Below are 24,523 nucleotides of genomic sequence, written 5' to 3'. Positions count from 1 at the left end.
CTTAATCTAGGTCTTTTAAGGCCTTTTTATTTTATACATTTTTATGTATCTAAATAATATATACTATAATATTTTAGAATTTATATGTAGGCATTAAATAAATAGTGAATTGTATAAGCTGTACCTAAAATATGCAATTTTCAAATGAACCGTCCCCTCATTTTATATATGTATTTTCTATAAATTTCATAATCTATAGAAGATTTAATAAAGTGTTTTATAATAAAATCCAAAAATGGTAATATGGTAAAATGATATTGTATAATTTTAAATTAGAAACAATGAAACAAGACAGGCTTAAGGTTAGTTTTATAGATATTAAGTTAAGTATTTAAAAAAGTTAGATAATTGAACAATAAAAAGGGGGATGAAGATGAAAAATGTGAAGCAAATCTTGATTACTTTAGGATTACTAAGTGTCTTATACTATGTAATATTAACTATTTTTGGAGGAAAAATTAGTTTTTCTGGATTTTGGATATTTGTTGGAGTAATTTTTCTATTGATGGGTATGATGTGGGATTTAGATATTAGTAAGAAGTTTAAGTTTGTGAGAGAAGGAAAAGTGATATATTTAATATTAACAACTGTACTGTTAATATCATTTATAGGAATTGAGTCATCAATAATTTATTATGGCAGCAATAAAAGAATGAGAGAAAGCGAGTACTTAATTATTTTAGGGGCAGGATTACGTGGACAAAGGATGTCATTAACATTAACTCAAAGGATGTATAAAAGTTTAGAGTATTTAAAAAAGTACCCTAATACTAAAGTTATAGTATCTGGAGGGATAGGGCCAGGGGAGGAAATCACCGAAGCAGAGGCAATGAAAAGATTTTTAGTAAGCAACGGTATAAACGAAAAACAGATTATTAAAGAGGAAGGATCTACAAGTACTGCAGAAAACTTTAAATATACAAGACAAAAGTTGAGTGAACTAGATAATAGAATGGATATAAAAGTCTCTATTATAACAACAAATTTTCATATGTTTAGAGCTGTTTTTTTAGCTAAAAGAGCAGGATTTGAAGAAATATATACAGTACCTTCAGAAATACACTTTTTATTGATTCCTAATTATTATGTTAGAGAATATTTTGCGGTTATTAAATCTTTTTTACTTGATAAAATTTAGAATAAAAAATAAGAAAAATAAGGGACGGTTCTCAAAAATAATTTAAACTTCATATTGAAGAAAAATAATAATTATTACTTTTACAATAAAAAAATAGAAGTGAGTTAAACAAGATAAATTATCCTGTATTTAACTCACTTCTATTTTTTAATGATTAAAAATTGAGAACCGTCCCCTATATAGATAATGACTTTTGTTTGAAGTTACCTTGGATATCGTTTACTGAGGATACGGTTACAAAAGCCTTAGGATCTATTGTTCGAACTATTGTCTTAAGGGTGCTGAGTTGTACCTTTTGGATAACTACATATATAAATTTCCTATCTGTATGAGAATAGCACCCTTGGGCATTTAGAAGAGTTACGCCTCTTCCAAGTTCGTTTTTTATAGCTTCAATTATTGCATAAGGATTTTCGCAAATTATAATACATTGTCTAGAAGAAGCAATTCCCTCTTGAACTGCATCCATAGTTTTAGATCTTATAAAACTCATTATAAGTGCATACATTACTGAACGTGTTCCAAGAGTAGCAGCAACGAATATATATACGATTATGTCCTGTGCCAACAAAATTTTAGGAAGCTGTAGAGAAGGAAACTTATTTTTCAATATTTTACCGGAAATATCAAGTCCACCAGTAGATGCACCTGACATAAACAAGAGTGCCATACCTAGTCCAGAAATAGCACCTGAAAATATAGTGGCAGTTAACGTATCACCTAAAGGTTTAAATGAAAAATTTGCATTGATAAAATCTATTAAAAAAGATGAGCTTATAACAACAAGTCCACTTTTAAATGCAAAATTTTTACCAAGTAGGTTGTAGCCAAATATAAATAGAGGAATATTTAAAACCAATGTTGTGAGACCTATTGGGAGATTAAATAAACGGTTTAGTCCGAGAGATAATCCAGTTAATCCTCCTGTACCAATTTGGTTTGGAACTAAAAATACGGAAACATATAATGAAAATAATATGCACCCTGCAATGGATAGCCCTATTTCTCTAAATGACTTTTTCATAAAAATTCTCCCTTTAAAATATATTTAAGTATAATAAGTAAGTCTTCTGATTATCATTCTATCTAATTTAGAATAAATTAGTATAATTCCTTTGTTGCGCCTTAATAGTAGCATAAATGTATTTAATATACAAAGCGTGTATCGTTACGTTTAAAGATGTTTTAAAGCTTAAGTCCTAAAATATGTGATTTAGTAAGGTTTTCAGAGCTATTCATTGATAATGCTTGAAAATAAGGCATCTATGAAAGTCAAGAGGGAGTAACATTCAAAATTATGAAAATATCCAGATTTAATTGGGTAATAAGCTATTAAATAAGCAAATCTTTAAGAAAGCTTAAAATTATTGACACTGAATCTTTCAAAAAAAATTTAAAATTTTATTCGGGGGGATATATATGTATCCAATAAAGTTTGACAATTTGTATTATGAAAAAATATGGGGAGGCAGAAGATTTGAAAAAATCCGTAACAATTTACCAAAGGGAAGGATAGGTGAAAGTTGGGATATTGCTTGTCATGTAAACGGAATGAGTATAGTTTCAAATGGAAAATACAAAGGAGTTACTTTAGACAATCTGATTAAACTGGAGGAAGAAAAAATTTTAGGAACTAAAATTTCAAAGGAAAAATTCCCACTGCTTATAAAACTTATAAATGCAGAGGATACACTTTCCATACAAGTTCATCCAGATGATAAATACGCTAAAAAAGAAGGAGAGCTTGGAAAGACAGAAGCATGGTACGTTCTAGAGGCTGATGAAGGAGCAAAATTAATTTTAGGAATAAATCCTGAAATTAGTAAAGGGGAAATTAAAAGAGCTATAGAAAATGGTGAGTTAGAAAATTATATTAATGAAGTTTCTGTAGAAAAAGGTGAGGTTTACTTTGTAAAAAGTGGACTTATACATGCTATTGGAAAAGGAATAATGATTGTAGAGCTTCAACAAAATAGTGATACTACTTATAGAGTTTATGATTATAATAGAGGTCGTGAATTGCATATAAATAAGGCTTTGGATGTGATAGACAACAAATTAAGGGGGGAAGAAAGCAAAGGTCTAATAGCTAGAAAGTTTGGATACGATAAAACTTATTTATGTTTGTGTAAGGAATTTTCGCTAGAATTATATGAAGTGAAAACATTTTTTAAGGAACAGAGTGATAAGGAGAGATTTTATACATTTACTTGCGTAGAAGGAGCAGGGAAAATTAATTATATAGATGAAAAATCTCAGTATGAAAGTTTAGAGATAAGTAAAGGTGAAAGTATATTAATACCAGCAGACTTAGGAGAATATGTTTTTGAAGGAAAAATGAAGCTTTTAAAAGGCTATGTTCCTAATATAAAAAAAGTAGAAGAGGAAATTTTAAAAGAAGTAAAAAGATAGCAAATAAAGGGGACGGTTCTCAACTTTTTGACACAAAAAGTTGAGAACCGTCCCCTTATATATTATAATGTTGGGTATGTCTGATTATAGGGGATTAAGAAAATATAAGTAGGCAAAAATGAATAAAATGAATAAATAGAAGAAAGTTTGGAGGAAGAGTTAATATGATTAGCACAAGCAGAGTTAGTTTAAGGTATGGTGACCGAAAACTATTTGAGGACGTTAATATAAAGTTTACCCCTGGAAATTGTTATGGACTTATAGGGGCAAACGGGGCTGGAAAGTCTACATTTTTAAAGATACTTTCTGGAGAAATTGAACCTAATACTGGGGAAGTAATAATTGGAACAGGAGAAAGGTTAACAGTATTAAAACAAGATCACTTCCAATTTGATGAATTTAAAGTAATGGAAACAGTAATAATGGGGCATACTAGACTATATGAAATTATAAAAGAAAAAGATGAGCTATATGCTAAAGAAGACTTTACAGAGGAAGATGGAATAAAGGCTGCAGAGTTAGAAGGTGAGTTTTCAGAACTAAACGGATGGGATGCAGAAACAGAAGCAGCTACACTTTTAACAGGACTTGGAATAGGAGAAGAGTTACATGACAAGTTAATGAAAGATCTAAGTGCCATGGAAAAAGTAAGAGTATTGTTAGCACAAGCACTATTTGGACACCCAGATGTACTATTACTTGACGAGCCTACAAACCACTTAGATTTGAAATCAATAAGCTGGCTTGAAAATTTCCTCTTAGATTTTGAAAGCACAGTTATAGTTGTATCCCATGATAGACATTTCTTAAATAAAGTTTGTACTCATATTGCAGATATAGACTATGGCAAAATTCAGCTTTATGTTGGTAACTATGATTTCTGGTATGAATCAAGTCAACTAGCACTTGAAATGGCTAAAAACCAAAATAAGAAAAAAGAAGAAAAAATAAAAGAATTACAAACCTTCATAGCAAGATTTAGTTCTAATGCATCTAAGGCTAAACAAGCAACTGCACGTAAGAAGCAGCTGGATAAATTAACCTTAGAAGATATTAAGCCATCTTCAAGAAAATATCCATATGTAGCCTTTAAACCAGATAGAGAAGCAGGTAAGGACTTATTAAGTGTAAAAGAATTATCTGTAACAATAGATGGAGAAAAGGTTCTTAATAATGTAGATTTTATTGTCAATAAAGGAGAGAAGATAGCTTTTATTGGAGATAATGAGATAGCAAAAACAGCATTATTTAAGATTCTGATGGGAGAAATAGAAGCTGATAGCGGAGAATATAAGTGGGGTGTTACTACTTCTCAATCTTATTTTCCGAAAGATAATTCTAAGTTCTTTAATGATGTAGATTTAAACTTAGTTGATTGGCTTCGTCAATTTTCAGAAGAAAAATCAGAGAGCTTTTTAAGAGGGTTCCTTGGAAGAATGCTTTTCTCAGGAGAAGAAGCACTTAAAAAGGTAAGTGTACTATCTGGAGGAGAAAGAGTAAGATGTACGCTATCAAAAATGATGTTAAGTGGGGCTAATGTTTTAATTTTAGATGAACCTACAAACCACTTAGACTTAGAATCCATAACTTCATTAAATAATGGACTTATAAATTTCCCAGGAACAATTTTATTTACATCTCATGACCACCAATTTGTTCAGACTATAGCAAATAGAATCATCGAAATAACACCAGATGGAATAATTGATAAACAAACTACTTATGATGAATACTTATCTGGTAAAGGTATAAACTTCTAGAAGTTAGAAAATTTTATAAAGGTATAATATTTATTTATGGTAATTAATAAATAAAAAATTCTAGGCATACAAAGCTTCAAGAATAAAAAAACTTTACAGTTTATTAATAAACAATATAAAAAGTATCTATAGAAAGGGAGCAAGATATATATTAATCCTATCAAGGGTGATTATAAAATGTGGTTTTATAACTGCCTAATTGCAATGTTGATTTTTAGAGATAAACTTGTATAATTAGTTTGGAACTAAAAAAATTGCAATTTTACATTCATGAAATATTAATTTATATAATGCAAGAAGAAAAAATATAGTCAAAAAGACAGACTAATTTTAATTTTTCGCCAATTCATCAAAAGTTAACAAAATGTGTTATTATATAATAGCGTAAATATTTACTAAAACTTTTTAAAGTAATATTTCAAACTATATAAACTATATAATATAATAATTGACAAATAATGTATAGTAATTTAAATACAAATGTGCTAACAGTTTACGTAAAAAATTGTCGTAAAGATTGATTAAAATTACACAATTATTTTTAGATTATGGTATTATATATTTGTGGGTTTAGCTAAATATATCTATGTAATTGTATACATAATGCATAGATATATAGCATTTATTATATATGTATTATTAATTATGGTATTAATGGGTTAATCTTGAGTTTTTTAAGTTTTATTTAGCATTAAATCTTTATTAAAGGACTTATGACTAAATATTAACTAAGGGTTCTACTAAAGAAAGTATATTATAACTAAGTTTTATAATATAAAATTTATAGCGAATATTTATGTCCTATAGATTGATGCTTGCACGGCACACATAGAGCGTGCATATTTAGATTAAAGATAGGAGGATTCATATGGAACTTTTAACTTTCAAAAGAGGAGTACATCCACCTCATGGGAAATATCTTACTGAAAATAAAGCTATTGAAGATTTATCGCCAAAGGAACTTTTAGTATTCCCTATGTCTCAACATATAGGGGCACCTGCTGAATGTTTAGTTAAAAAAGGTGACAGAGTTCTAGTAGGACAAAAGATAGGTCAGGCTAGTGGTTTTATTTCTGCTAATGTTCACAGCAGTGTATCAGGTGCAGTTAAAGATGTTAAACCTGTGCTTACAGCAGGTGGAACAAAGTCACTTGCAGTAATAGTTGAAAATGATGGACAGTACGAAGAAATCGACATGCCAAAGCCAAAAAACTACACAGAAATGACAAAAGAAGAAATCGTTGAACTTGTTAAAGAAGCTGGAGTAGTTGGTATGGGAGGAGCTTGTTTCCCAACAAACGTAAAGCTTGCTCCACCACCTGACAAAAAGATTGATGCAATCATATTAAATGGTGCAGAATGTGAGCCTTATTTAACATGTGACCACAGATTAATGCTTGAAGAAACAAACATGATCGTTGAGGGTCTTAAAATTATTCTTAAAATGTTCCCAGAAGCGAAGGGATATATTGGAATAGAAGATAATAAAAAAGATGCTATACAGGTTCTTAAAGAAGCTACAAAAGATATTCCAAATATACAAGTAGCGCCTTTAAAAACAAAATATCCTCAAGGTGCTGAAAAGCAATTAATCTATTCAGTAATGAAGAGAGAAGTTCCTTCAGGAAAACTTCCAGCAGACGCAGGATGTATAGTTCAAAACGTTAACACAGTTAGAGAAGTTTATAATGCAGTTGTAAATGGAAGACCTACTATATCAAGAGTTGTTACTGTAACTGGTGAAGCAGTTAAGGAACCAAAGAACTTAAGAGTAAGATTAGGTATGTCTTTCAAAGAGCTAGTTGATGCTTGTGGTGGATTCAAAGAAGATCCAGTTAAGATAATTTCAGGTGGACCAATGATGGGTATGGCTATTTCTACTTTAGATGTACCAGTTATGAAAGGATCATCAGGAATACTTTGCTTAACTGCAAAACAAGCAGTACTACCAGAAGAATCAAGCTGTATTAGATGCGGAAGATGTGTTGAAGCGTGCCCAATGTTCTTATCACCATCAGCACTTGATTCACTTGGAAGAAGAAATGAGTACGATGCTTTTGAAGAAGAACATGGATTAGATTGTATAGAGTGTGGTTCTTGTACATTTGTATGTCCAGCAAAACGTCACTTAATTCAATCTATAAGAACTTCAAAGAGAACAGTACTTGCAAATAAAAGAAAAAAATAAATAAGGAGTGAATAACAATGGCTGAAACAATGTATACAGTGTCATCATCTCCTCATATACGTGACAACAGCTCCGTTCAGTCAATTATGAGAGATGTAATTATTGCGTTATTGCCAGCTACTGTAGCGGGAATATATTTCTTTAAATTACCAGCAGTTTTAGTAATTCTTACAGCAGTTATATCATGTGTCGCTTCAGAGTGGGTATGGTGCAAATTAACAAAAGGAGCTAATACAACAAAAGATTTAAGTGCAGTTGTAACAGGTCTTTTACTTGCATTTAACGTGCCACCATCAATTCCAGTATGGATGGTTGTAATAGGTTCAATATTTACTATGATAGTTGTAAAAGCACTATTTGGTGGTATTGGACAAAATATAGTTAACCCTGCACTAGCAGGAAGAGCGTTTTTACTTGCATCTTATCCAGTTGCTATGACAACATGGACAAATCCTGTAGATGGAACAACAGGTGCAACACCTCTTGCTATATTAAAGGGAGCAGAAGCTACTGGTGCACAATTACCTAGCCTTGCTCAAGCATTTATGGGACAAGTAGGCGGATGTATTGGTGAAACTTCAGCAATAGCTTTACTTATAGGATTTGCTTATCTTTTATATAGAAGAGTTATAACTTGGCATATACCAGTGTTCTATTTAGGAACTATACTTGTACTTGGTACAATTATGGGAAGAGGAGATTTAGGTGCAATGGCTGGGCTATATGAAATCATGGTAGGTGGTGTAATGCTAGGTGGTATATTTATGGCTACTGATTACACAACATCTCCAATGACTACAAAAGGTAAAATAATATTTGCTGTTGCAGCTGGTGCCTTAGCAATGATCATACGTATGTGGGGCGGATATCCAGAAGGATGTTCTTACTCAATTCTTATAATGAACTTATTCGTACCACTAATAGATAAATATGTAAAACAAAGAGTATTTGGAACTGGGGAGGTGAAGTAGATGGAAAACCAAACTAGCAACAAAGAGATAATAAGCTTAGGAATTAGATTATTAATAATAACTGCTATTGCAGCACTTATATTAGGTTGGGCTCACAAGATTACCTTAGAACCAATAAAACAACAAAATATAAAAACAAATAATGAGGCTATGAAAGAGGTTTTACCATCAGCAGAAGGATTTAAGAAGTTAGGAGCTACAATTCCTGAAGCAGGAGAAAAATTAGAACTTCAACTTCCTAAAGAAGGACCTATCTTAGAAGTTAACAAAGGCGAAAAAGGTGGCCAAGTAGCAGGATATACTATAAAAGTAGCTACAAAAGGATATGCAGGTTTAATTGAAATGATGGTTGGTATCTCAACTGAAGGAAAAGTTGATGGTATTAAAATACTTTCTCATAGTGAAACTCCAGGTCTTGGAGCTAATGCACCAAGTCCAGAATTCTCAGGACAATACAAAGGAAAACCAATTGCTAAACCACTAGATGTTGTAAAAACTGCTCCATCAGCTGATAATCAAATACAAGCAATAACTGGAGCAACTATTACATCAAGAGCTGTTACTAAAGGCGTAAATGATGCAGTAGCTTTCTACAATAAGGAATTGAAAGGAGGTAATAAATAATGAATGTTGCAATAGAGAGATTAAAAAATGGTATATTTACTGAAAACGTAATATTTGTACAAGTTTTGGCCATGTGTCCTACACTAGCTGTAACTTCAAGTGCTCAAAATGGTATAGGAATGGGACTTGCATCAACAGTAGTTCTTATGGGAGCTAACTTAGTTATATCTTTACTTAGAAAAATTATACCAGATAAAGTACGTATACCAGCATTTATAGTTGTTATTGCAGGTTTCGTTACATTACTTCAATTCTTGCTAGCAGGTTTCGTACCAGCATTAAATAAGTCACTAGGTATATTTATACCACTTATAGTTGTTAACTGTGTTATATTAGGACGTGCAGAAGCATACGCTTCTAAAAATGGCCCAATAGCTTCTATTTTTGACGGACTAGGACAAGGTCTTGGATTTACGCTATCATTGACAATTATAGGTATAGTAAGAGAATTATTAGGAACTGGTAAAGTTTTTGGATTCCAAATTATGCCTAAAGCTGTTGACCCTGCGTTAATATTTATACTTGCCCCAGGAGCTTTCATAACACTTGGAATTATGATGGCATTGATCAACCAAAGAAATATCAATAAAAAGAAAGCTAAATAGTATAAAAATAGAAGAAAGGGTGAGTAGATAATGAAGATATTTACGTTAATTTTATCTGCATTGCTAGTAAGTAACATGGTATTATCTAGATTCCTAGGTATATGTGCTTTCCTTGGAGTTTCTAAGAAAACAGAAACTGCAAAGGGAATGGGTGCAGCGGTTACTTTCGTTATGGGACTAGCATCAGTTATTTCATATGTAGTTTACAAATTAATACTTGTACCATTAAAAATTGAGTACATGTATACAATAGCTTTTATCTTAGTTATAGCGGCATTAGTACAATTTGTTGAAATGGTTCTTAAAAAGACAATGCCAGAACTTTACAAGGCACTTGGAATATACTTACCACTTATAACTACAAACTGTGCTATCCTTGGTGCTGTTATCATAAACATGAATGAAAAATTCAATTTAATTGAATCACTAATATTTGGTGTTGCTTCAGGTCTTGGTTGGATGCTTGCAATATTTATTCTTGCAGGTTTAAGAGAAAGAATGGAAGCAAACGATAAAATGCCAGAAGCAATTAAAGGATTACCAGCATCATTAATCACAGCAGGATTAATGGCGATAGCATTCCTTGGCTTCTCAGGCCTAGTATAAGGAGGGAACTATTATGACAGAGATATTATATCCTGTACTTAGCTTAGGCGGGCTAGGACTTTTATTCGGATTAGTTTTAGGTTATGCATCTAAAAAATTCGCAGTACCAGTTGACGAGAAGGTTCCTCTAATTAGAGAATGTCTTCCAGGCGCAAACTGTGGTGGATGCGGATTTGCAGGATGTGACGCTTATGCTGAAGCAGTAGCTAGTGGGGCAGCTGCACCAAACTGTTGCCCAATAGGTGGAGCACCAGTAGCAGCAAAAATAGGTGAAGTATTAGGAGTTACAGTAGATGCTTCAGAACCTAAAATGGCTTATGTTAAATGTCAAGGTACTTGTGAAAAAGCTAAAGATAAATATGAATATTATGGATTAAAAGATTGCCAAGAAGCAATGAACGTTCCTGGAACAGGATCAAAAGCTTGCGAATTTGGTTGTTTAGGATATGGAAGCTGTGTTAAGGCATGTAACTTTGATGCTATTGATATAGTTGATGGAATTGCTAAAGTTAACAAAGACAACTGTGTTGCTTGTGGAGCTTGTGTAACAGCATGTCCAAAAGGCATCATTGAATTAGTACCACAAAAACAAAAAGTATTTGTAACATGTAATTCTAAAGCAAAAGGCTTAGACGTTAAGGGTGTTTGCTCAGTTGGATGTATTGGATGTACTCTTTGTGTAAAAGCATGTCCAAAAGAAGCAATAACTATGGTTAATAACCTTTCAGTAATAGATTATGAAAAGTGTGTAAACTGTGGACTTTGCGAGAAAAAATGTCCTACTAAAGCAATACTTAACTTCCGTCAACCAGTACAACCTAAGGTTGAAAACTAATAATTAATTTTAAATTTGCTAGGATAATATAAGCTTAAAAGTTTATATTATCCTTTTTATTCTATAGGAATATCTTTCTTACTAGAGGAGAAATGATTGTGAAATACTATGATATGACAAAGCAAGAGTTAATAGATGAGATATATAAGTTAAATACAAGGTTAGAAGAGAGAGAAAATGCTGAAAAATATGCAAATGTTATGATATGTTATTCAAATTTAAAGGGTGTAATCATTAAAATTCCCAAGAATATTGCTAGTATTTTAGGATATACAGAGAAAGAAATTATAGGAAAAAGGGTTTTTGAGTTTATACATCCAGAGGATTTGAAGGAGAGTAAAATAAAATTCAATCAGCTAATAAATGGGCAATTAGATGCCATTGAAATGGAGAAAAGGTATAAAAAACAGGACGGAAGCTATTTATGGATGTATGTTAATTGTGTCCTTGTTAAAAATAATGAAGGTAAACCATTACATGTTATAGCGTATATGCAGAACATTACTGAAAAGAAAGAATTTGAAAATAAGTTAATGCAAAGCTATGAAAACTATAAAAATTTATTTCAGTTTTTGCCAGAAGCTATTTTTATAACTTGTAAAGGAATGTGTAATTTTATTAACAAAGAGGCAGTTAAGCTATTAGAAATTGAAGATCCAGAAGAAATTGCTGGAATGAATTTATTAGATCTAATTCATTTACAGTGCCCGAAATTTAAAGAGTATGCTGAAAAGAAGCTTTACATTGATAAGGAGATTATACCTTTTTTTGAACAGAAAATTATAAAGCCAAATGGTAGTATAATATATATGGAAGTAGGTTTTTTTCCAATAGAGTTTAACAGAAAAGATATGATTTTAACTGTAGCAAGAGACATATCTAGTACTAAAAGGCATGCTAAACAATTGAATGAAATTAATAAACAATTAAAAATGTATATAAATGAAAATGAAAAATTGATATTTGATTTAAGAAGGTTTAGACATAATTCCTTGAATATACTATATGGCTTAGGTGGATATATTGAAAGCAATGATATTGAAGGAGTTAGAAGTTATTTTAAAGAAATAGAAGAGCAAGTGGAGTTACTAAAAGATTCAAACATATTTTTTATTGAAAAGGTTAAAAATCCAGCAGTTAGAGCTCTTTTAAATGTAAAATTAACAAGAGCAAGAGAACTAAATATCAACTTTAGAATTCAAATTGATGATAATATAAAAATAAAAAACAATTTTATAACTGAAGTTGACTTATGTGAAGTATTGGGCATATATTTAGATAATGCTATTGAGGCAGCTGAGAAAGCAGATAATAAAAAAGTTTCAGTATATATAATGGAAGATAATGAGGTAATAAGTTTAATTATAGAGAATACATTTAAGGAAAAACCTGATTTAAATACTATTTATCAAGGATATTCAACGAAAGGAAAGCATAGAGGATTAGGATTAAAATTAAGTAATAAAATACTAGGGAAATATGAGAATGTTCTTCACAATACTTTTATACAACATAACACATTTGTTCAGGAAATATTTGTAATTAAGTCTAAAACAAAATGATTTAAAATTGGAGGAAAAATGAAAATTAATTTTATTTTAGCTGATGATAAAGAAAGTATAATAAAGAGAACTAAAGCCTACTTAGATAAAATAATTAAAAATAATAATATAGATGGAGAAGTAGTCCTAACCACAAATACTCCGCAAGACATAGTAGAATATTCAAATACTCACTTTAAAGAAATGAATGTGTATATATTAGATATTAATTTTGATGAAGATATTAATGGACTTGGACTTGCTCGCAACATAAGACAAAAAGAACCCTACGCCTATATAATATTTTTAACTGCTTATATACAGTTTTCAATGCTTACTTTTAAATATAAGTTAAAAGTTTTTGATTTTCTAATAAAGCCAATAACTTATTTTGATCTAGAAGAATGTATAAAGGCTTTAAAGGAGGATTCTGATAGAATATGCAGCTACGATAGACCTATAGTGGAAACCTCTATTAGCATTAAATCAGCATATCATGAATATAGCATAGTTATCGACGACATTATCTTTATAGAATCCTATGGCCCAAAACTCATAATACATATGAAAGAGGGAAAAATTGAAACATATAGCTCCTTGAAAGATATGGAGAGGAGTATAAAAAATTTATCTAACTCTTTTTATAGATCACATAAATCATATATTGTAAATTTAAAATACATAAAAGAAATAAGTATTCAAAAGCAGGAAATTACAATGATAACAGGGGATAAATGCCTTATTGCTAGAAGCCAAAAAGAATTTTTTAAAGAAAGATCTAAAAATAAAAAAATACTTAGACTAAATCAATAAAGATATGATATAATGGTTTCAACAATAATTATTATTTAATAAGGATGATTTTGGATACAAGTTTAATAATAATATAATCCTTAAATCTAAAACAAGTGCCACATTTAAGATTAAATATTACTAAAAAAGCAACAGTTTAATCAATATTTAAATTAAATTCTAGTTAGTCATTAAAACCTCTATATATTAGTGGACAGACCAATTAATAGCAAAAGTTAGTAGAAAAACATTTAAAAAGAATCTAAAAAAGTTTAAATAAAATGTAAAAAAGTTTAAATGAAATGTAAATAACTAAATAATATTAAAAGAATTTAATACATAATATGCGACTGGATTCTATATAGAGCCAGTTGCATTTTTAAATTTAGATTGCTAAAATTACAGTAAAGATAATAAAAGTAAAAAAATTGAATAACCTGTTAAAAATTGCTGAAATTTAGTCTTTTTCTGCAATTCAAAATATAATAATACCAAAGTAAATAAAATGTTTAGGGGGTAGGGATTATTATGTTAAAAAGAATAATTGTAAAGTATAAAGATGGTGAAATACTTTTACATGAAAAGAGCAGTAATGAAGAAGATGAAATGGAAATGATAAGCACCATGATTAAAAATAGTGATGATTTTGACGAAGAGGATAGTGGAATACATTCTATTGAAATTATGTTTGCCTAACAGTTGTTCCAAAAGATCTGTTACTAAGTATCTTAAAAGTTTATAGGTTTGTTTATTTTACGACATTTTCCTTTTGATAAATTAGCCAGGATTAAGTACAAAAACATGGGACGGTTCTCAATCAATAATTGAGAACCGTCCCATGTTTTCCAGATGCTTTTACCCGGTGTTAATCAACAAAGCTATCCCAGTAGCAAGTATAATCAACTTCTACTGAATGGTTATTACTAAAATTTTTTAAGTTATATTCACTTGCAAGTTCACTTATAAATGTCTTTGCATCAACGCCAGAATCATTAATTAAATTTATAATTTGTTGTTTTACAATTGAAGGGACTGCATTTTTATCAGTTTTCATTTAAAACACCTCTTTTAATTATTATAAAGAGGATTCTTTGCTTCAAATGGGGTTTTTTTCTCCAACTGAAGCTTAGAAGCCCTTATCTAGGAACGTAGCAACCGTTATTTCCCACTTAAGCAGACATCACTTAATTTATAATTTGGTGATGGTCGCTTACTCATTCGAGGAACGAGAAGGAGTTTCCTTCTTATGATGGGAGGTAGTCATCAGATAAATTGAAACTTAGCTTAGATGAATTTTTAGGTTCTATCTAAGCTTTGTCATACGATCTAGAACTTTTAACTTTCATAAACAAATTAGTAGGTGAACACCCATGTATCACCCTCTCTCTCAAGAGGGTAATTTTGAGATGTTTAACCTTTAGAAAAATGTAAATACTGCACTAAAAGGAGTAATGTTAATAATATTTAACCTTTGTCATGAAAGTAGTATAACATATTATATGCTAAAATTCAATTAGTGTAACATAAATTAATAAAAAATTTTTTAAAGAGTACAATATTTATGATAAATGCGTAATTTATTTATAAAATAATAAGTTTAATAAAAAGTTTTTTCTGAAATTTTCATTATAAATTGTGATATTATATTAAATTTGGTATAATTTCTTGGTAGTATATTAGCTTTAGTCCAACTTACGGAGGATAAAATTATGTTTTTTTCTAAAAACTTAACATATACAAATCAGATAAAAAAAATTATTGCATTTATAGTGCTTATTATACTGGGCTTAGTAGGGAACTATTTAAAAGTGCAAATATTTTTTGGAGTGGATTTTATATTTGGTGGAATATTTGCTATTACAATAGTATATCTGTATGGATTAAAGTTTGGAATATTAGGAGCTTTATTAATATATAGTTATACATATAAATTGTGGAATCATCCCTATGCAATTGCCATTTATATTATAGAAATATTATTTATTGAAATTGTAAAAAGAAGAGAAAATAAAAATATTATAATAGTTGATATTATATATTGGATATTAGTAGGTATGCCTCTAACAGGGATACTTTATTATAAATTTTTAAGGATGGGTTTATCAGAGACATATTTAATAATGATAAAGAATTCAGTAAATGGAATATTCAATGCCTTTTGTGCAAATCTTATAATGTTGTATACTCCTATAAGAAAATATTATTTTAAAAATATAAAGGAAAGCACGGTACCTGTAAATGAATTGTTGTTTAACTTATTTTTAGGTGCAGTGCTGTTATCAAATCTGTTTATTAGTGTAATAAGCAGTAATGAAAGATTAGTTAAGGTTTTGGATAATATTAAAATGGAAGCTCAAACCCAATCTAATAAAAGTATTACAAGTATTAATTCATGGATTGAACAGTATAAAGATGCCTTAGCATCCTTAGGAAGTGAGGCGTTGTTTTCAAATATTATATATCCTGAAGACTTGCAAGAACATACGGAGATTACAGGAGAAGTATTTAATGGATTTAATGAAGTTTATGTAGCTAATTCACAAGGAACATCAATTTCCTTTTATCCTAAGATAAATCTAAAAGGAAAATCTACTATTGGATTAAATTTTTCAGATAGAAAATATTTTAAAGATTTAAAATCCACTCTAAAGCCCGTAATATCAGATGTCTTTATTGGGGGAGGAGCAAATATTAAACCTATTACAACTATAGGGGTTCCAATAATTAAGGGAGATAAATTCGCTGGAGCAGCTGTAGCAGAATTAAATTTAGATTATCTTACAAAAATATTGTCAGATTCTAATACAATTTTAAAAAATACAGCACTCATTATAGTAGACAGTAAGAATAGGATAATTTCAAGTACAGAAAAAAATGCTAAGGTCATGCAGGAACTTAATTTAAAAAATATAGAGAAGGCAAACAAAGGCATAGATGACATATATGTAGACATGCCAACTTGGAGACAATTATCCTTAACAGGATCATGGGAAAAAGCTATGTATGTATATGAAACACCAATTAAGAATAGTGCTAATTGGAAGCTTATAGTGGGTGTTCCAATAGCTCCTTATCAATATGAATTGGAAAAAGGTTATATTAAAAGCCTTAGCATCATATTTATATCGATAATATTAACCCTACTAATAGTAACTTTAATTTGTAGATTAATATCCAGTCCAATTAGACATTTGGCGGAAGTTACCACTCATTTACCTTCAAAAATTTTTAATGAGCAACATATAAAGTGGCCTAAAACTATAATTAAGGAAATAAACTCTCTTATAGATAACTTTAAATCTACATCAGAAATCTTAAATGATAATTTTAAAGAGATACAAAGTGCTAATATAGAGTTAAATTATCTGGCTAATCATGATCCTCTTACAAGGCTTCCAAATAGAGTTAAGTTCAATAAGGAATTAAATAGCCGCTTAGAAATGGCTAAAATTAATAGAGAAACTTTAGCAGTGTTATTTTTAGATTTAGATAGATTTAAGCTCATTAATGATACTTTTGGACATGATGTAGGAGATAAATTATTAAAAGAAATTTCAAATCGTTTAGGTAAAATATTAGGAAAAGATGATATGGCATGCCGTATAGGTGGAGATGAATTTACAATATTATTATCTAATATTGAAATTATAGATGAAGTAACAGATGTAGCAAATAAAATTTTATCTATATTGCAAAAACCATATGTACTTTATGGACAAGAATTCAATGTAAGCGCAAGTATTGGTATTGCAGTTTATCCAGAAGATGGGGAAGAGGCAGAGCTTCTTCTAAAAAAAGCTGATACTGCAATGTATCGTGCTAAAGAAAATGGAAAAAATAATTATCAATTTTATAGCCAAGAAATGGATACGGCCTCTATAGAGAGATTCAGGATGGAGAGCAATCTTCGCAGAGCGTTAGAACAGAATGAATTTATAGTGTATTATCAGCCAAGGGTTGATGCAGCTACAGAAAAGATAATAGCTGTAGAAGCTTTAATAAGATGGAATAATCCAGAATTGGGTATGGTCTCACCTGCTAAATTTATTCCATTAGCGGAGGAAACGGGGCTTATTGTGCCTATTGGTGAATGGGTACTGCGTACTGCTTGTAAACAAAATAAATTATGGCAGGAAGCTGGCTATGAACCTATTAGAGTTTCAGTAAATTTATCTGCACTACAATTTACTCAACAGGATTTAGTAGATAGAGTTAAAAGTATATTAGATGAAACAAAACTTGATCCTCAGTGGCTAGAATTGGAAATTACTGAAGGAATAATTATAAAAGATATTAAGTTTACTATGATTACTCTTGAAAAGTTAAAAAGCATGGGAGTAAAAGTATCTCTAGATGATTTTGGAACTGGATTTTCATCTTTGAATTATTTAAAGAATTTCAAAATTGATACTTTAAAGATAGATTCTTCTTTTGTAAGAGATATAAATGATGATTTAAGAAATACAGCTATTGTAAATACAATAATTATGCTGGGAAGAAACTTAGAATTAAATGTAACTGCTGAAGGAGTAGAAACAGTAAAACAGCTAAATTTCTTGAAAAATAATGGATGTAATGAGATCCAAGGATTTTTATATAGCAAGCCAGTCCCTCCTGATGATTTAGAAAGACTAATTAGCAGTGGAAGAATGGTTATTTAAAACTTCCTATTAGTAGATTAAGGCTATTTTAAAGATTGTTGAGTTCATCATAGGAAATCAACAATCTTTTAAAATGCAGCCTATTATTTTTCAGCAGCTATTTTAATTGCTTCTTGATGTTGAGGGTCTTTTTTCCCATCTTTATGTCTTGTACTATTTAAAAAATGAATATCAAAATGTCCATCCATTCCATTATGCTTAATAACATCAAGATTTTCTCCTCTACCATATCCATCAGAACGATTATTTATAACCTTAAAAGCTGGTGCAGAATCTATACCGGCATGAGGCATAGCACTCATAGAGGCAGCAAGTTTTCTTCCATCTATAGTTAATATAACTGGACGTCGCTCCCAAGAGAATCCTCCCCAGATGCTTTTAATTATTTTAGTATCCTCTATTGTCAATGCTTCTGAATCTGCATGATTAGTACCCATGGTTCTTTTTACTTTAAAGGTCTTTCCTGAATATATGTCTGTAACCTCAGCCACTGAGTCTACTGAGAAAACATTTCTAGCTTCTTTCCACCAATCCAGTAATTCAACTTTTTTATGTGAATATGTACTTTGGCTTTTATCAGAATTTTTAGCAGCTGAACTTTGCTTTGGAGCACCACCTCTAGATAATCTAAGGTTTCTACTATTTGATGCTGCAATATTCTTAGAAGGTGATTGCAAAGTAGTGTTTTTTGAAGCCTCATTTGAAGTTGGCTTTGAAGCATTATTAGTAGCAAAACTACTACTAATTGATACGTCAGTGTTAACTGATACTAAATCACTATAATGTGGAAGATTATTAACACTAGAAGTTACTACAGTATTTTTGGCAGCAGTTTTTTTATCTATTACTTTATCATTAAATCTACTTTGAAAATTAAACATTAAAGTAACAAGTAAGGCTACAAAAATAGTAGAGTAGTTAAATATAAGTTTTTTCATGTAAAGCACCTCTCTTAATGCCTACGAAGTTAGTTGACGGGTTCGGGAAGAGAGATTCCCTACCTATGTAAATAAAGGATTCACCCCAATGAATAATCCTCCGCTGCCCCTTTGCATTCGGCAATTTTTTAAAGGGTTTTCATTTGTTATTATAAAAGAGTTATATTTAAATTAATAGAGGTAATGTTTTCATAGAAAGCCTCAGTATAAATATTTCTCCCTTATTTTCTCTAAATGAACAAATTTTATACTATGAACAAAGCTATATTATATTCTGTTGTTTAGAAAGTTATTAATTGTGACAAACTAGTAGTAAACTATAAAATTTATTTTAATAATAAATAATTTGGAGGTATTTTAATGGGTAGAACGTTAACAGCTCTTCTATCAAAGTTTTTATTATATTTTGTTATAGGTTGGGTTACTATTGGAACTATGGAAGGTAATACAGTAGGATGGATTTCAATATTTGCCCTTGCAGGTACTATTGTTAACTATTTATTAGGCGATATGTATATCCTTCCGCAGTATGGAAATATAACAGCATGTCTCTTAGATGGATTTATGGGAGCAGTTGTAGCTTATACTTTAGGTCTACTATATACTGAATTTAAAGTTGGAATATTTACATTAGTAATATTAGCACTATTAACTGCCATAGGAGAATACTTTTTTCATGTATACTTATTTAGAGACAAATTTCGTAAAGTGGATTAAGCTACAAACTAACCTCACTGGAAATCTGTAAATGTATCTAGTGAGGTATTATTAATATTTCTAAAGGCTTACAAGTTTAAATCATAACTTCTAGTCAGGCTAGCAGGTTTTTTTCTAAAAATTATTTTTAGAATTATACAAATAAACAGTATTTTAAACAAGATTATAAGAGCAGAATGAAGAAAAAATCCTTGAGGAAGTATGTTTATAATAGGATCTTCACTGGGGTCAAATATCCAGTAATCATTTCTAAAAAATATTTTATGAAAAATAGTAAAGGTAGTATCGAAGTTTATTGCAAAGGGAATTAAAATTACTAGTGGGGTAACCAATAAAATTGTAGATACATGCTTTAGCAAGTATATGTTTTTGTAATTTATAATAAGTCCTAATGAAATTATAGATAGAGATATTTTTAAAATTATATCTAAAGTTACAAATATGTTTTTAACTTCAACAAAGTGAATCTGTCCATATTTTGAAGATGGCAAAGTGGGAAGTTTAAATTCTGCTGCATCTTTATCATTCATATAATCAATTAAGTAGTTATAGTTAAGTTTAATCTCATCTTTCCTTAATCCAGAAAATTCTTCTATGTTTAGATATTCAATGTCAAAATAATACAGTGATCTGAAATTCAATGTAAATTTTACTGATATTATAAAAATAGATAAGGCTAAAGCGATTGAAAATATAATTCTAAATACTTTATTCCAAAATAAAATCATATAAACACTCCTTTTTAAAGGTTAGTACTAAAATTATAACATTTAAATATACAGTAAAGATAAAGAAATTACAAATTTTTGAGAAAATCCGCAGATAAGAACTAATTGTATAGTTTTAATCTATAAGAATAATAATAGTTTTAAGCTAATAATAGCATTAACTAACTAATGAAAAATATAAGGAGAAGATATAGATGAATAAACAGATGTCATATTCAGAGTTAAAGGATCATATTTTAGAATTTTTAAGAGAACATAAAAGTGCAGCCTTAGCTACTTCCATGGATGAAATACCAAGGTGCAGTCCTGTTCAATACTTCCTAGGTAAAGATATGGACATATATATATTGTCAGCAGGAGGAGATAAGTTTAAGAATATAGAGGAAAACTCAAATGTATGTCTTTTAGTAAATACGGAATATATAAATTATAGAAAGATTAAGGGTGTTCAGATATTTGGAAAGGCAACTATTTGTAAACAGGATATAAAGGTTCTAGAGGAATCAGAAAAGTATTGTCCTGACAGATACTTAGTGGAAGAAGAAACAGAATTTTTAAGAGCTATAAAAATTGTTCCGGAGGAAATAGTGTATTTGAACTCCCTAAAAAATGGAGATAGAACAAAACAGATTTTAAACATTCAAAATAATGAAGTAAACACTATATATGAAATGGCTATAACAACACTTTCACTATAAGTAATTTAAGTTACCCTTCTATGAGAATGAAAATTCAAATAGAAGGGTAACTTAAATTTTTTATTAATGGATTGGATTTGACAATGTAATTTAACTAGAGCAATATATAAATAGCAGATTATGTATTAATGGAAAAATCCTATTTTAGCTTTGATATATAATCTTTAAAAACGAACAATTTATTAAGTATATGAGGGTGAAATATTAGCATGGAAAAAGATATAGATACAGTTTTAAGTTATATAAAAGAGCATAAAAGTTATTTTGAAACTGGTGAAACCAAAAATATAGGTTTTAGGATTGAACAATTAAAAAAAATGAAGAAGGCTATACAGGAAAATGAAAGCTTAATCCTAGCAGCTCTATATGAAGACTTACATAAATCTGAATTTGAAGCTTATGCCAGCGAAATTGGACTTTTACTAGATAGTATAAAGCACATGATAAAAAATATAAAATCATGGACAAGTGTAAAAAAGGTAAGGACACCAATAACCCAGCTAGGAGGAAAAAGCTATATATACTCAGAACCTTATGGTACAGTTTTAATAATTGGCCCTTTTAACTACCCCTTTCAACTTTTAATGGAACCATTAATTGGAGCTATAGCCGCAGGAAATTGTGCAGTGTTAAAGCCTTCGGAATACACACCAAATGTTTCTAAAGTGATTTTGAAGATTATTAGCGAAAATTTTAATGAAAAATATATAAGGGTAGTAGAAGGAGGAGTGGAAACAACATCTAGTCTAATTCATGCGCCTTTTGACTATATTTTCTTTACAGGTAGTGTTCCAGTAGGAAAGCTTGTTATGGAAGCAGCAAGTAAAAATTTAACTCCAATTACATTGGAGTTAGGTGGAAAAAGTCCATGCATAATATATAGTGATGCAGATTTAAAAACAGCTGCAAAAAGAATTGCTTGGGGAAAATTTTTAAATGCAGGACAAACCTGTGTGGCACCAGACTATGTGTTAGTTCATAAAGATGTGAAAAACAAGTTTTTAGATGAAATGAAATATACTTTAAATAATTTCTATGGAGAAGAACCAATATTAAGTAAGGATTATCCAAGGATAATTAATAGTAGACATCTAGAAAGACTTATAGAATTATTAGATGAAAGTAAAATTGTAGTTGGAGGTAAGTATAACAAAGAAGAATTGTATATGCAGCCAACTATTATGGACTATGTAAACTGGAATGATAAGATTATGGAAGATGAGATATTTGGTCCAATACTTCCAATCATTGAATATGAAGATTTAGATATAGTAATAAAACATATAAATAGTCGCCCAAAGCCCCTAGCGTTATACATTTTTACTAGGAATAAAAGCATAGAAAGTGAGATAATTTCTAGGGTACCTTTTGGAGGAGGATGTGTAAATGATACTATTTCACATCTTGCAACACCTTATTTGCCTTTTGGAGGGGTGGGAGCTTCAGGAATAGGTGGATACCATGGTAAACATAGCTTTGATACCTTTTCTCATAAAAAGAGTATATTAAAAAAGACAACAAAATGGAGCATGAACTTTATCTATCCTCCTTATGATAAAAAGAAATTATCTCTACTAAAAAAATTTTTAAAGTAAAGCTGATTTAAAACAGAGCAAAAGATTATTCAGTTGATTAGATAAAATTAAGTATTTACCTGGAAACAGAGAGTTTCCAGGTATTTTTTTGCCAAAATGCAGATATCCCCATATCACACTTATAAACTTAAACACATATATTGAATTAGAAAAGTTAGTGTCAGCTAAAATGCTTAGGAACAGTTAAATGTTTCATTTGATACTTAACAATTCATAGAGAGCCAAAACTCCTTTGAATTAAGGTTTAATTTATCTAATGACTACCATCCGTAGATAAGGGCTTCTAAGCTTCAGTTGGAGAAAAAAACTCCACCTGAAACCAAGAATCCTCTTTAGATAAAACTAAGTTGCTAAATAAAATTGTATGCTAAAGGGGGATAAAAAAATGGAGAAGGAATTGGGAATTAGAGGATTAGATATTAACAATAGAGCAATAACTAAAAGTACTAACAGTACTAAAGTTGCTAATAGATTTAAAACATTATTGAAATACTTAGGTCCAGCTTTTGTAGTAAGTGTTGCATATATTGACCCAGGTAACTTTGCTACAAATATTACAGGAGGATCAGTTTTTAATTACAATCTTTTATGGGTAATACTTTGGAGTAATTTAATGGCTATATTTCTTCAGACTCTTTCTGCTAAACTTGGCATTGCAACTGGATATAACTTATCTCAAATGTGTGGAAAAGTATTTACAAAGAGGACAAACTGGTTTCTGTGGAGTATATCTTGTGTAACTGCAATGGCTACTACTCTCGCAGAATTTTTAGGAGGAGCTTTAGGATTATATTTATTATTTGGTATTCCACTTGTATATGCTGGAATCATTACTGTGGCACTAACATTTATTATTATCAATATGCAAAAATATGGACAAAGAGTAGTTGAAGTAGTCATTACTCTACTTGTAGCTGTCATATCTATTGCATATACAGTTGAAATATTCCTTGCAAAACCTCATTGGACATCTGTTGGTATTCATACATTAGTGCCATCTATTCCTAATTCCAATGCTGTATTAGTAGCAGTAGGAATGCTTGGAGCAACAGTTATGCCTCATGTTATATATTTACACTCTCAATTAGTTCAATCGCGAAATCAGGATGCTTCAGAAAAAGAGAAAAGAAAACACTTAAAGATGGAAAAAATAGATATAACTATTGCTATGAACATTGCATTTCTAGTAAATGCTGCTATGGTAATTGTGTCTGCAGCAGTGTTTTTTAAGCAGGGAATAGTAGTAGATACTATAGAGCAAGCTCATAGATCTTTAGATCCGCTACTTGGAGCTCTTTCTAGTGGAGCTTTTGGAATAGCACTTTTAGCTTCAGGGTTATCATCATCTGCTGTAGGAGCTATGGCAGGAGAAAGTCTTATGGATGGATTCGTAAATTTAAAGATCAATGTTAATTTAAAAAGAATTATAACTATGGCACCTGGAATGATTATTATATGTCTAGGGGTTAACCCTATGAAAGCACTATTATTGAGCCAAGTTGTATTAAGTTTTGCCTTACCAGCAGCTATAATACCTCTTATGATAATAAGTAATCGTAAGGATATTATGGGGAGTTTTGTGAACAAGCTTCCCACAAAAGTTATTGGATGGATTATAACATCAATAATAATTGTTTTAAATGCAATACTTTTATTTTTAACCTTTGTATCATGAGTAACTTCTAACTAAAATCCAGATGGAGTAAAAGCTTCA

The 24,523-nt window shown here is 30.1% G+C and carries 21 protein-coding genes and 1 riboswitch; of the genes, 17 read left to right on the top strand and 4 right to left on the bottom strand.

Annotated elements, in window-relative coordinates:
• The first annotated feature begins 373 nt into the window (after positions 1-373).
• Positions 374-1,138 carry a YdcF family protein gene (locus ACWW38_RS04450; RefSeq protein WP_456259606.1) on the top strand — a complete coding sequence of 255 codons (765 nt, stop codon included), beginning with the start codon at positions 374-376 and terminating at the stop codon, positions 1,136-1,138.
• A gap of 175 nt (positions 1,139-1,313) precedes the next feature.
• On the opposite strand, the gene ACWW38_RS04445 is transcribed toward ACWW38_RS04450, so the two are convergent.
• Positions 1,314-2,162, bottom strand: a complete 849-nt coding sequence (locus ACWW38_RS04445) for a YitT family protein (RefSeq protein WP_456259605.1) — start codon at positions 2,160-2,162, stop codon at positions 1,314-1,316.
• A gap of 395 nt (positions 2,163-2,557) precedes the next feature.
• Between ACWW38_RS04445 and ACWW38_RS04440 the strand changes: the two genes are divergently transcribed.
• The 11 genes from ACWW38_RS04440 to ACWW38_RS04390 all read left to right on the top strand — a co-directional run bounded on the left by ACWW38_RS04440 (position 2,558) and on the right by ACWW38_RS04390 (position 14,168).
• Complete coding sequence (locus ACWW38_RS04440) at positions 2,558-3,550, top strand: type I phosphomannose isomerase catalytic subunit (protein WP_456259604.1); 993 nt, start codon at positions 2,558-2,560, stop codon at positions 3,548-3,550.
• Positions 3,551-3,714: 164 nt separating this feature from the next.
• Complete coding sequence (locus ACWW38_RS04435; RefSeq protein ID WP_456259603.1) at positions 3,715-5,310, top strand: ABC-F family ATP-binding cassette domain-containing protein; 1,596 nt, start codon at positions 3,715-3,717, stop codon at positions 5,308-5,310.
• Between the two features lie 868 nt (positions 5,311-6,178).
• Positions 6,179-7,498, top strand: a complete 1,320-nt coding sequence (gene rsxC, locus ACWW38_RS04430; protein WP_456259602.1) for an electron transport complex subunit RsxC — start codon at positions 6,179-6,181, stop codon at positions 7,496-7,498.
• A gap of 17 nt (positions 7,499-7,515) precedes the next feature.
• Positions 7,516-8,469 (top strand): RnfABCDGE type electron transport complex subunit D, encoded by a 954-nt coding sequence (locus ACWW38_RS04425; protein ID WP_456259601.1) that lies wholly within the window; start codon positions 7,516-7,518, stop codon positions 8,467-8,469.
• On the top strand, positions 8,470-9,093 hold the full coding sequence (locus tag ACWW38_RS04420) for an RnfABCDGE type electron transport complex subunit G (protein WP_456259600.1): 624 nt from the start codon (positions 8,470-8,472) through the stop codon (positions 9,091-9,093).
• Entirely contained in the window at positions 9,093-9,698 is a 606-nt protein-coding gene (gene rsxE, locus ACWW38_RS04415; RefSeq protein ID WP_456259599.1) for an electron transport complex subunit RsxE, read from the top strand. Before ACWW38_RS04420 ends, rsxE begins: the two co-directional genes overlap by 1 nt.
• Before the next feature lie 30 nt (positions 9,699-9,728).
• Positions 9,729-10,304 carry an electron transport complex protein RnfA gene (locus ACWW38_RS04410; RefSeq protein WP_456259598.1) on the top strand — a complete coding sequence of 192 codons (576 nt, stop codon included), beginning with the start codon at positions 9,729-9,731 and terminating at the stop codon, positions 10,302-10,304.
• 13 nt (positions 10,305-10,317) lie between these two features.
• A complete protein-coding gene (rnfB, locus tag ACWW38_RS04405) occupies positions 10,318-11,139 on the top strand; it encodes an RnfABCDGE type electron transport complex subunit B (RefSeq protein WP_456259597.1) in 822 nt (273 codons plus the stop codon).
• 98 nt (positions 11,140-11,237) lie between these two features.
• A complete protein-coding gene (locus ACWW38_RS04400) occupies positions 11,238-12,701 on the top strand; it encodes a PAS domain S-box protein (RefSeq protein ID WP_456259596.1) in 1,464 nt (487 codons plus the stop codon).
• 18 nt (positions 12,702-12,719) lie between these two features.
• Positions 12,720-13,493, top strand: coding sequence for a LytR/AlgR family response regulator transcription factor (locus tag ACWW38_RS04395; protein WP_456259595.1), 774 nt, complete (start codon positions 12,720-12,722; stop codon positions 13,491-13,493).
• Positions 13,494-14,000: 507 nt separating this feature from the next.
• Positions 14,001-14,168, top strand: a complete 168-nt coding sequence (locus tag ACWW38_RS04390; protein WP_456259594.1) for a hypothetical protein — start codon at positions 14,001-14,003, stop codon at positions 14,166-14,168.
• Between the two features lie 169 nt (positions 14,169-14,337).
• Here ACWW38_RS04390 and ACWW38_RS04385 read toward each other — a convergent pair whose 3' ends face one another.
• Positions 14,338-14,526 carry a hydrolase gene (locus ACWW38_RS04385; RefSeq protein ID WP_456259593.1) on the bottom strand — a complete coding sequence of 63 codons (189 nt, stop codon included), beginning with the start codon at positions 14,524-14,526 and terminating at the stop codon, positions 14,338-14,340.
• A gap of 655 nt (positions 14,527-15,181) precedes the next feature.
• Between ACWW38_RS04385 and ACWW38_RS04380 the strand changes: the two genes are divergently transcribed.
• A complete protein-coding gene (locus ACWW38_RS04380) occupies positions 15,182-18,133 on the top strand; it encodes a bifunctional diguanylate cyclase/phosphodiesterase (protein ID WP_456259592.1) in 2,952 nt (983 codons plus the stop codon).
• Between the two features lie 83 nt (positions 18,134-18,216).
• On the opposite strand, the gene ACWW38_RS04375 is transcribed toward ACWW38_RS04380, so the two are convergent.
• Positions 18,217-19,071 carry a hypothetical protein gene (locus tag ACWW38_RS04375; RefSeq protein WP_456259591.1) on the bottom strand — a complete coding sequence of 285 codons (855 nt, stop codon included), beginning with the start codon at positions 19,069-19,071 and terminating at the stop codon, positions 18,217-18,219.
• A 4-nt stretch (positions 19,072-19,075) separates the two neighbouring features.
• A riboswitch (cyclic di-AMP (ydaO/yuaA leader) is annotated at positions 19,076-19,204 on the bottom strand.
• Positions 19,205-19,431: 227 nt separating this feature from the next.
• Here ACWW38_RS04375 and ACWW38_RS04370 point away from each other — a divergent pair.
• Positions 19,432-19,788, top strand: coding sequence for a DUF2512 family protein (locus ACWW38_RS04370; protein ID WP_456259590.1), 357 nt, complete (start codon positions 19,432-19,434; stop codon positions 19,786-19,788).
• A 68-nt stretch (positions 19,789-19,856) separates the two neighbouring features.
• Here ACWW38_RS04370 and ACWW38_RS04365 read toward each other — a convergent pair whose 3' ends face one another.
• Positions 19,857-20,516, bottom strand: coding sequence for a TIGR01906 family membrane protein (locus ACWW38_RS04365; protein WP_456259589.1), 660 nt, complete (start codon positions 20,514-20,516; stop codon positions 19,857-19,859).
• 194 nt (positions 20,517-20,710) lie between these two features.
• On the opposite strand from ACWW38_RS04365, the gene ACWW38_RS04360 reads away from it, so the two are divergent.
• The 3 genes from ACWW38_RS04360 to ACWW38_RS04350 all read left to right on the top strand — a co-directional run bounded on the left by ACWW38_RS04360 (position 20,711) and on the right by ACWW38_RS04350 (position 24,484).
• On the top strand, positions 20,711-21,214 hold the full coding sequence (locus ACWW38_RS04360; protein ID WP_456259588.1) for a pyridoxamine 5'-phosphate oxidase family protein: 504 nt from the start codon (positions 20,711-20,713) through the stop codon (positions 21,212-21,214).
• 221 nt (positions 21,215-21,435) lie between these two features.
• A complete protein-coding gene (locus ACWW38_RS04355; protein WP_456260415.1) occupies positions 21,436-22,809 on the top strand; it encodes an aldehyde dehydrogenase in 1,374 nt (457 codons plus the stop codon).
• 385 nt (positions 22,810-23,194) lie between these two features.
• On the top strand, positions 23,195-24,484 hold the full coding sequence (locus ACWW38_RS04350; RefSeq protein ID WP_456259587.1) for an Nramp family divalent metal transporter: 1,290 nt from the start codon (positions 23,195-23,197) through the stop codon (positions 24,482-24,484).
• The last annotated feature ends 39 nt before the right edge of the window (positions 24,485-24,523 follow it).

It is taken from the genome of Clostridium sp. JNZ J1-5, assembly GCF_053901425.1.
Note: the sequence above shows the minus strand (reverse complement) of the source record. Positions and strands in the feature narration are given on the sequence as shown.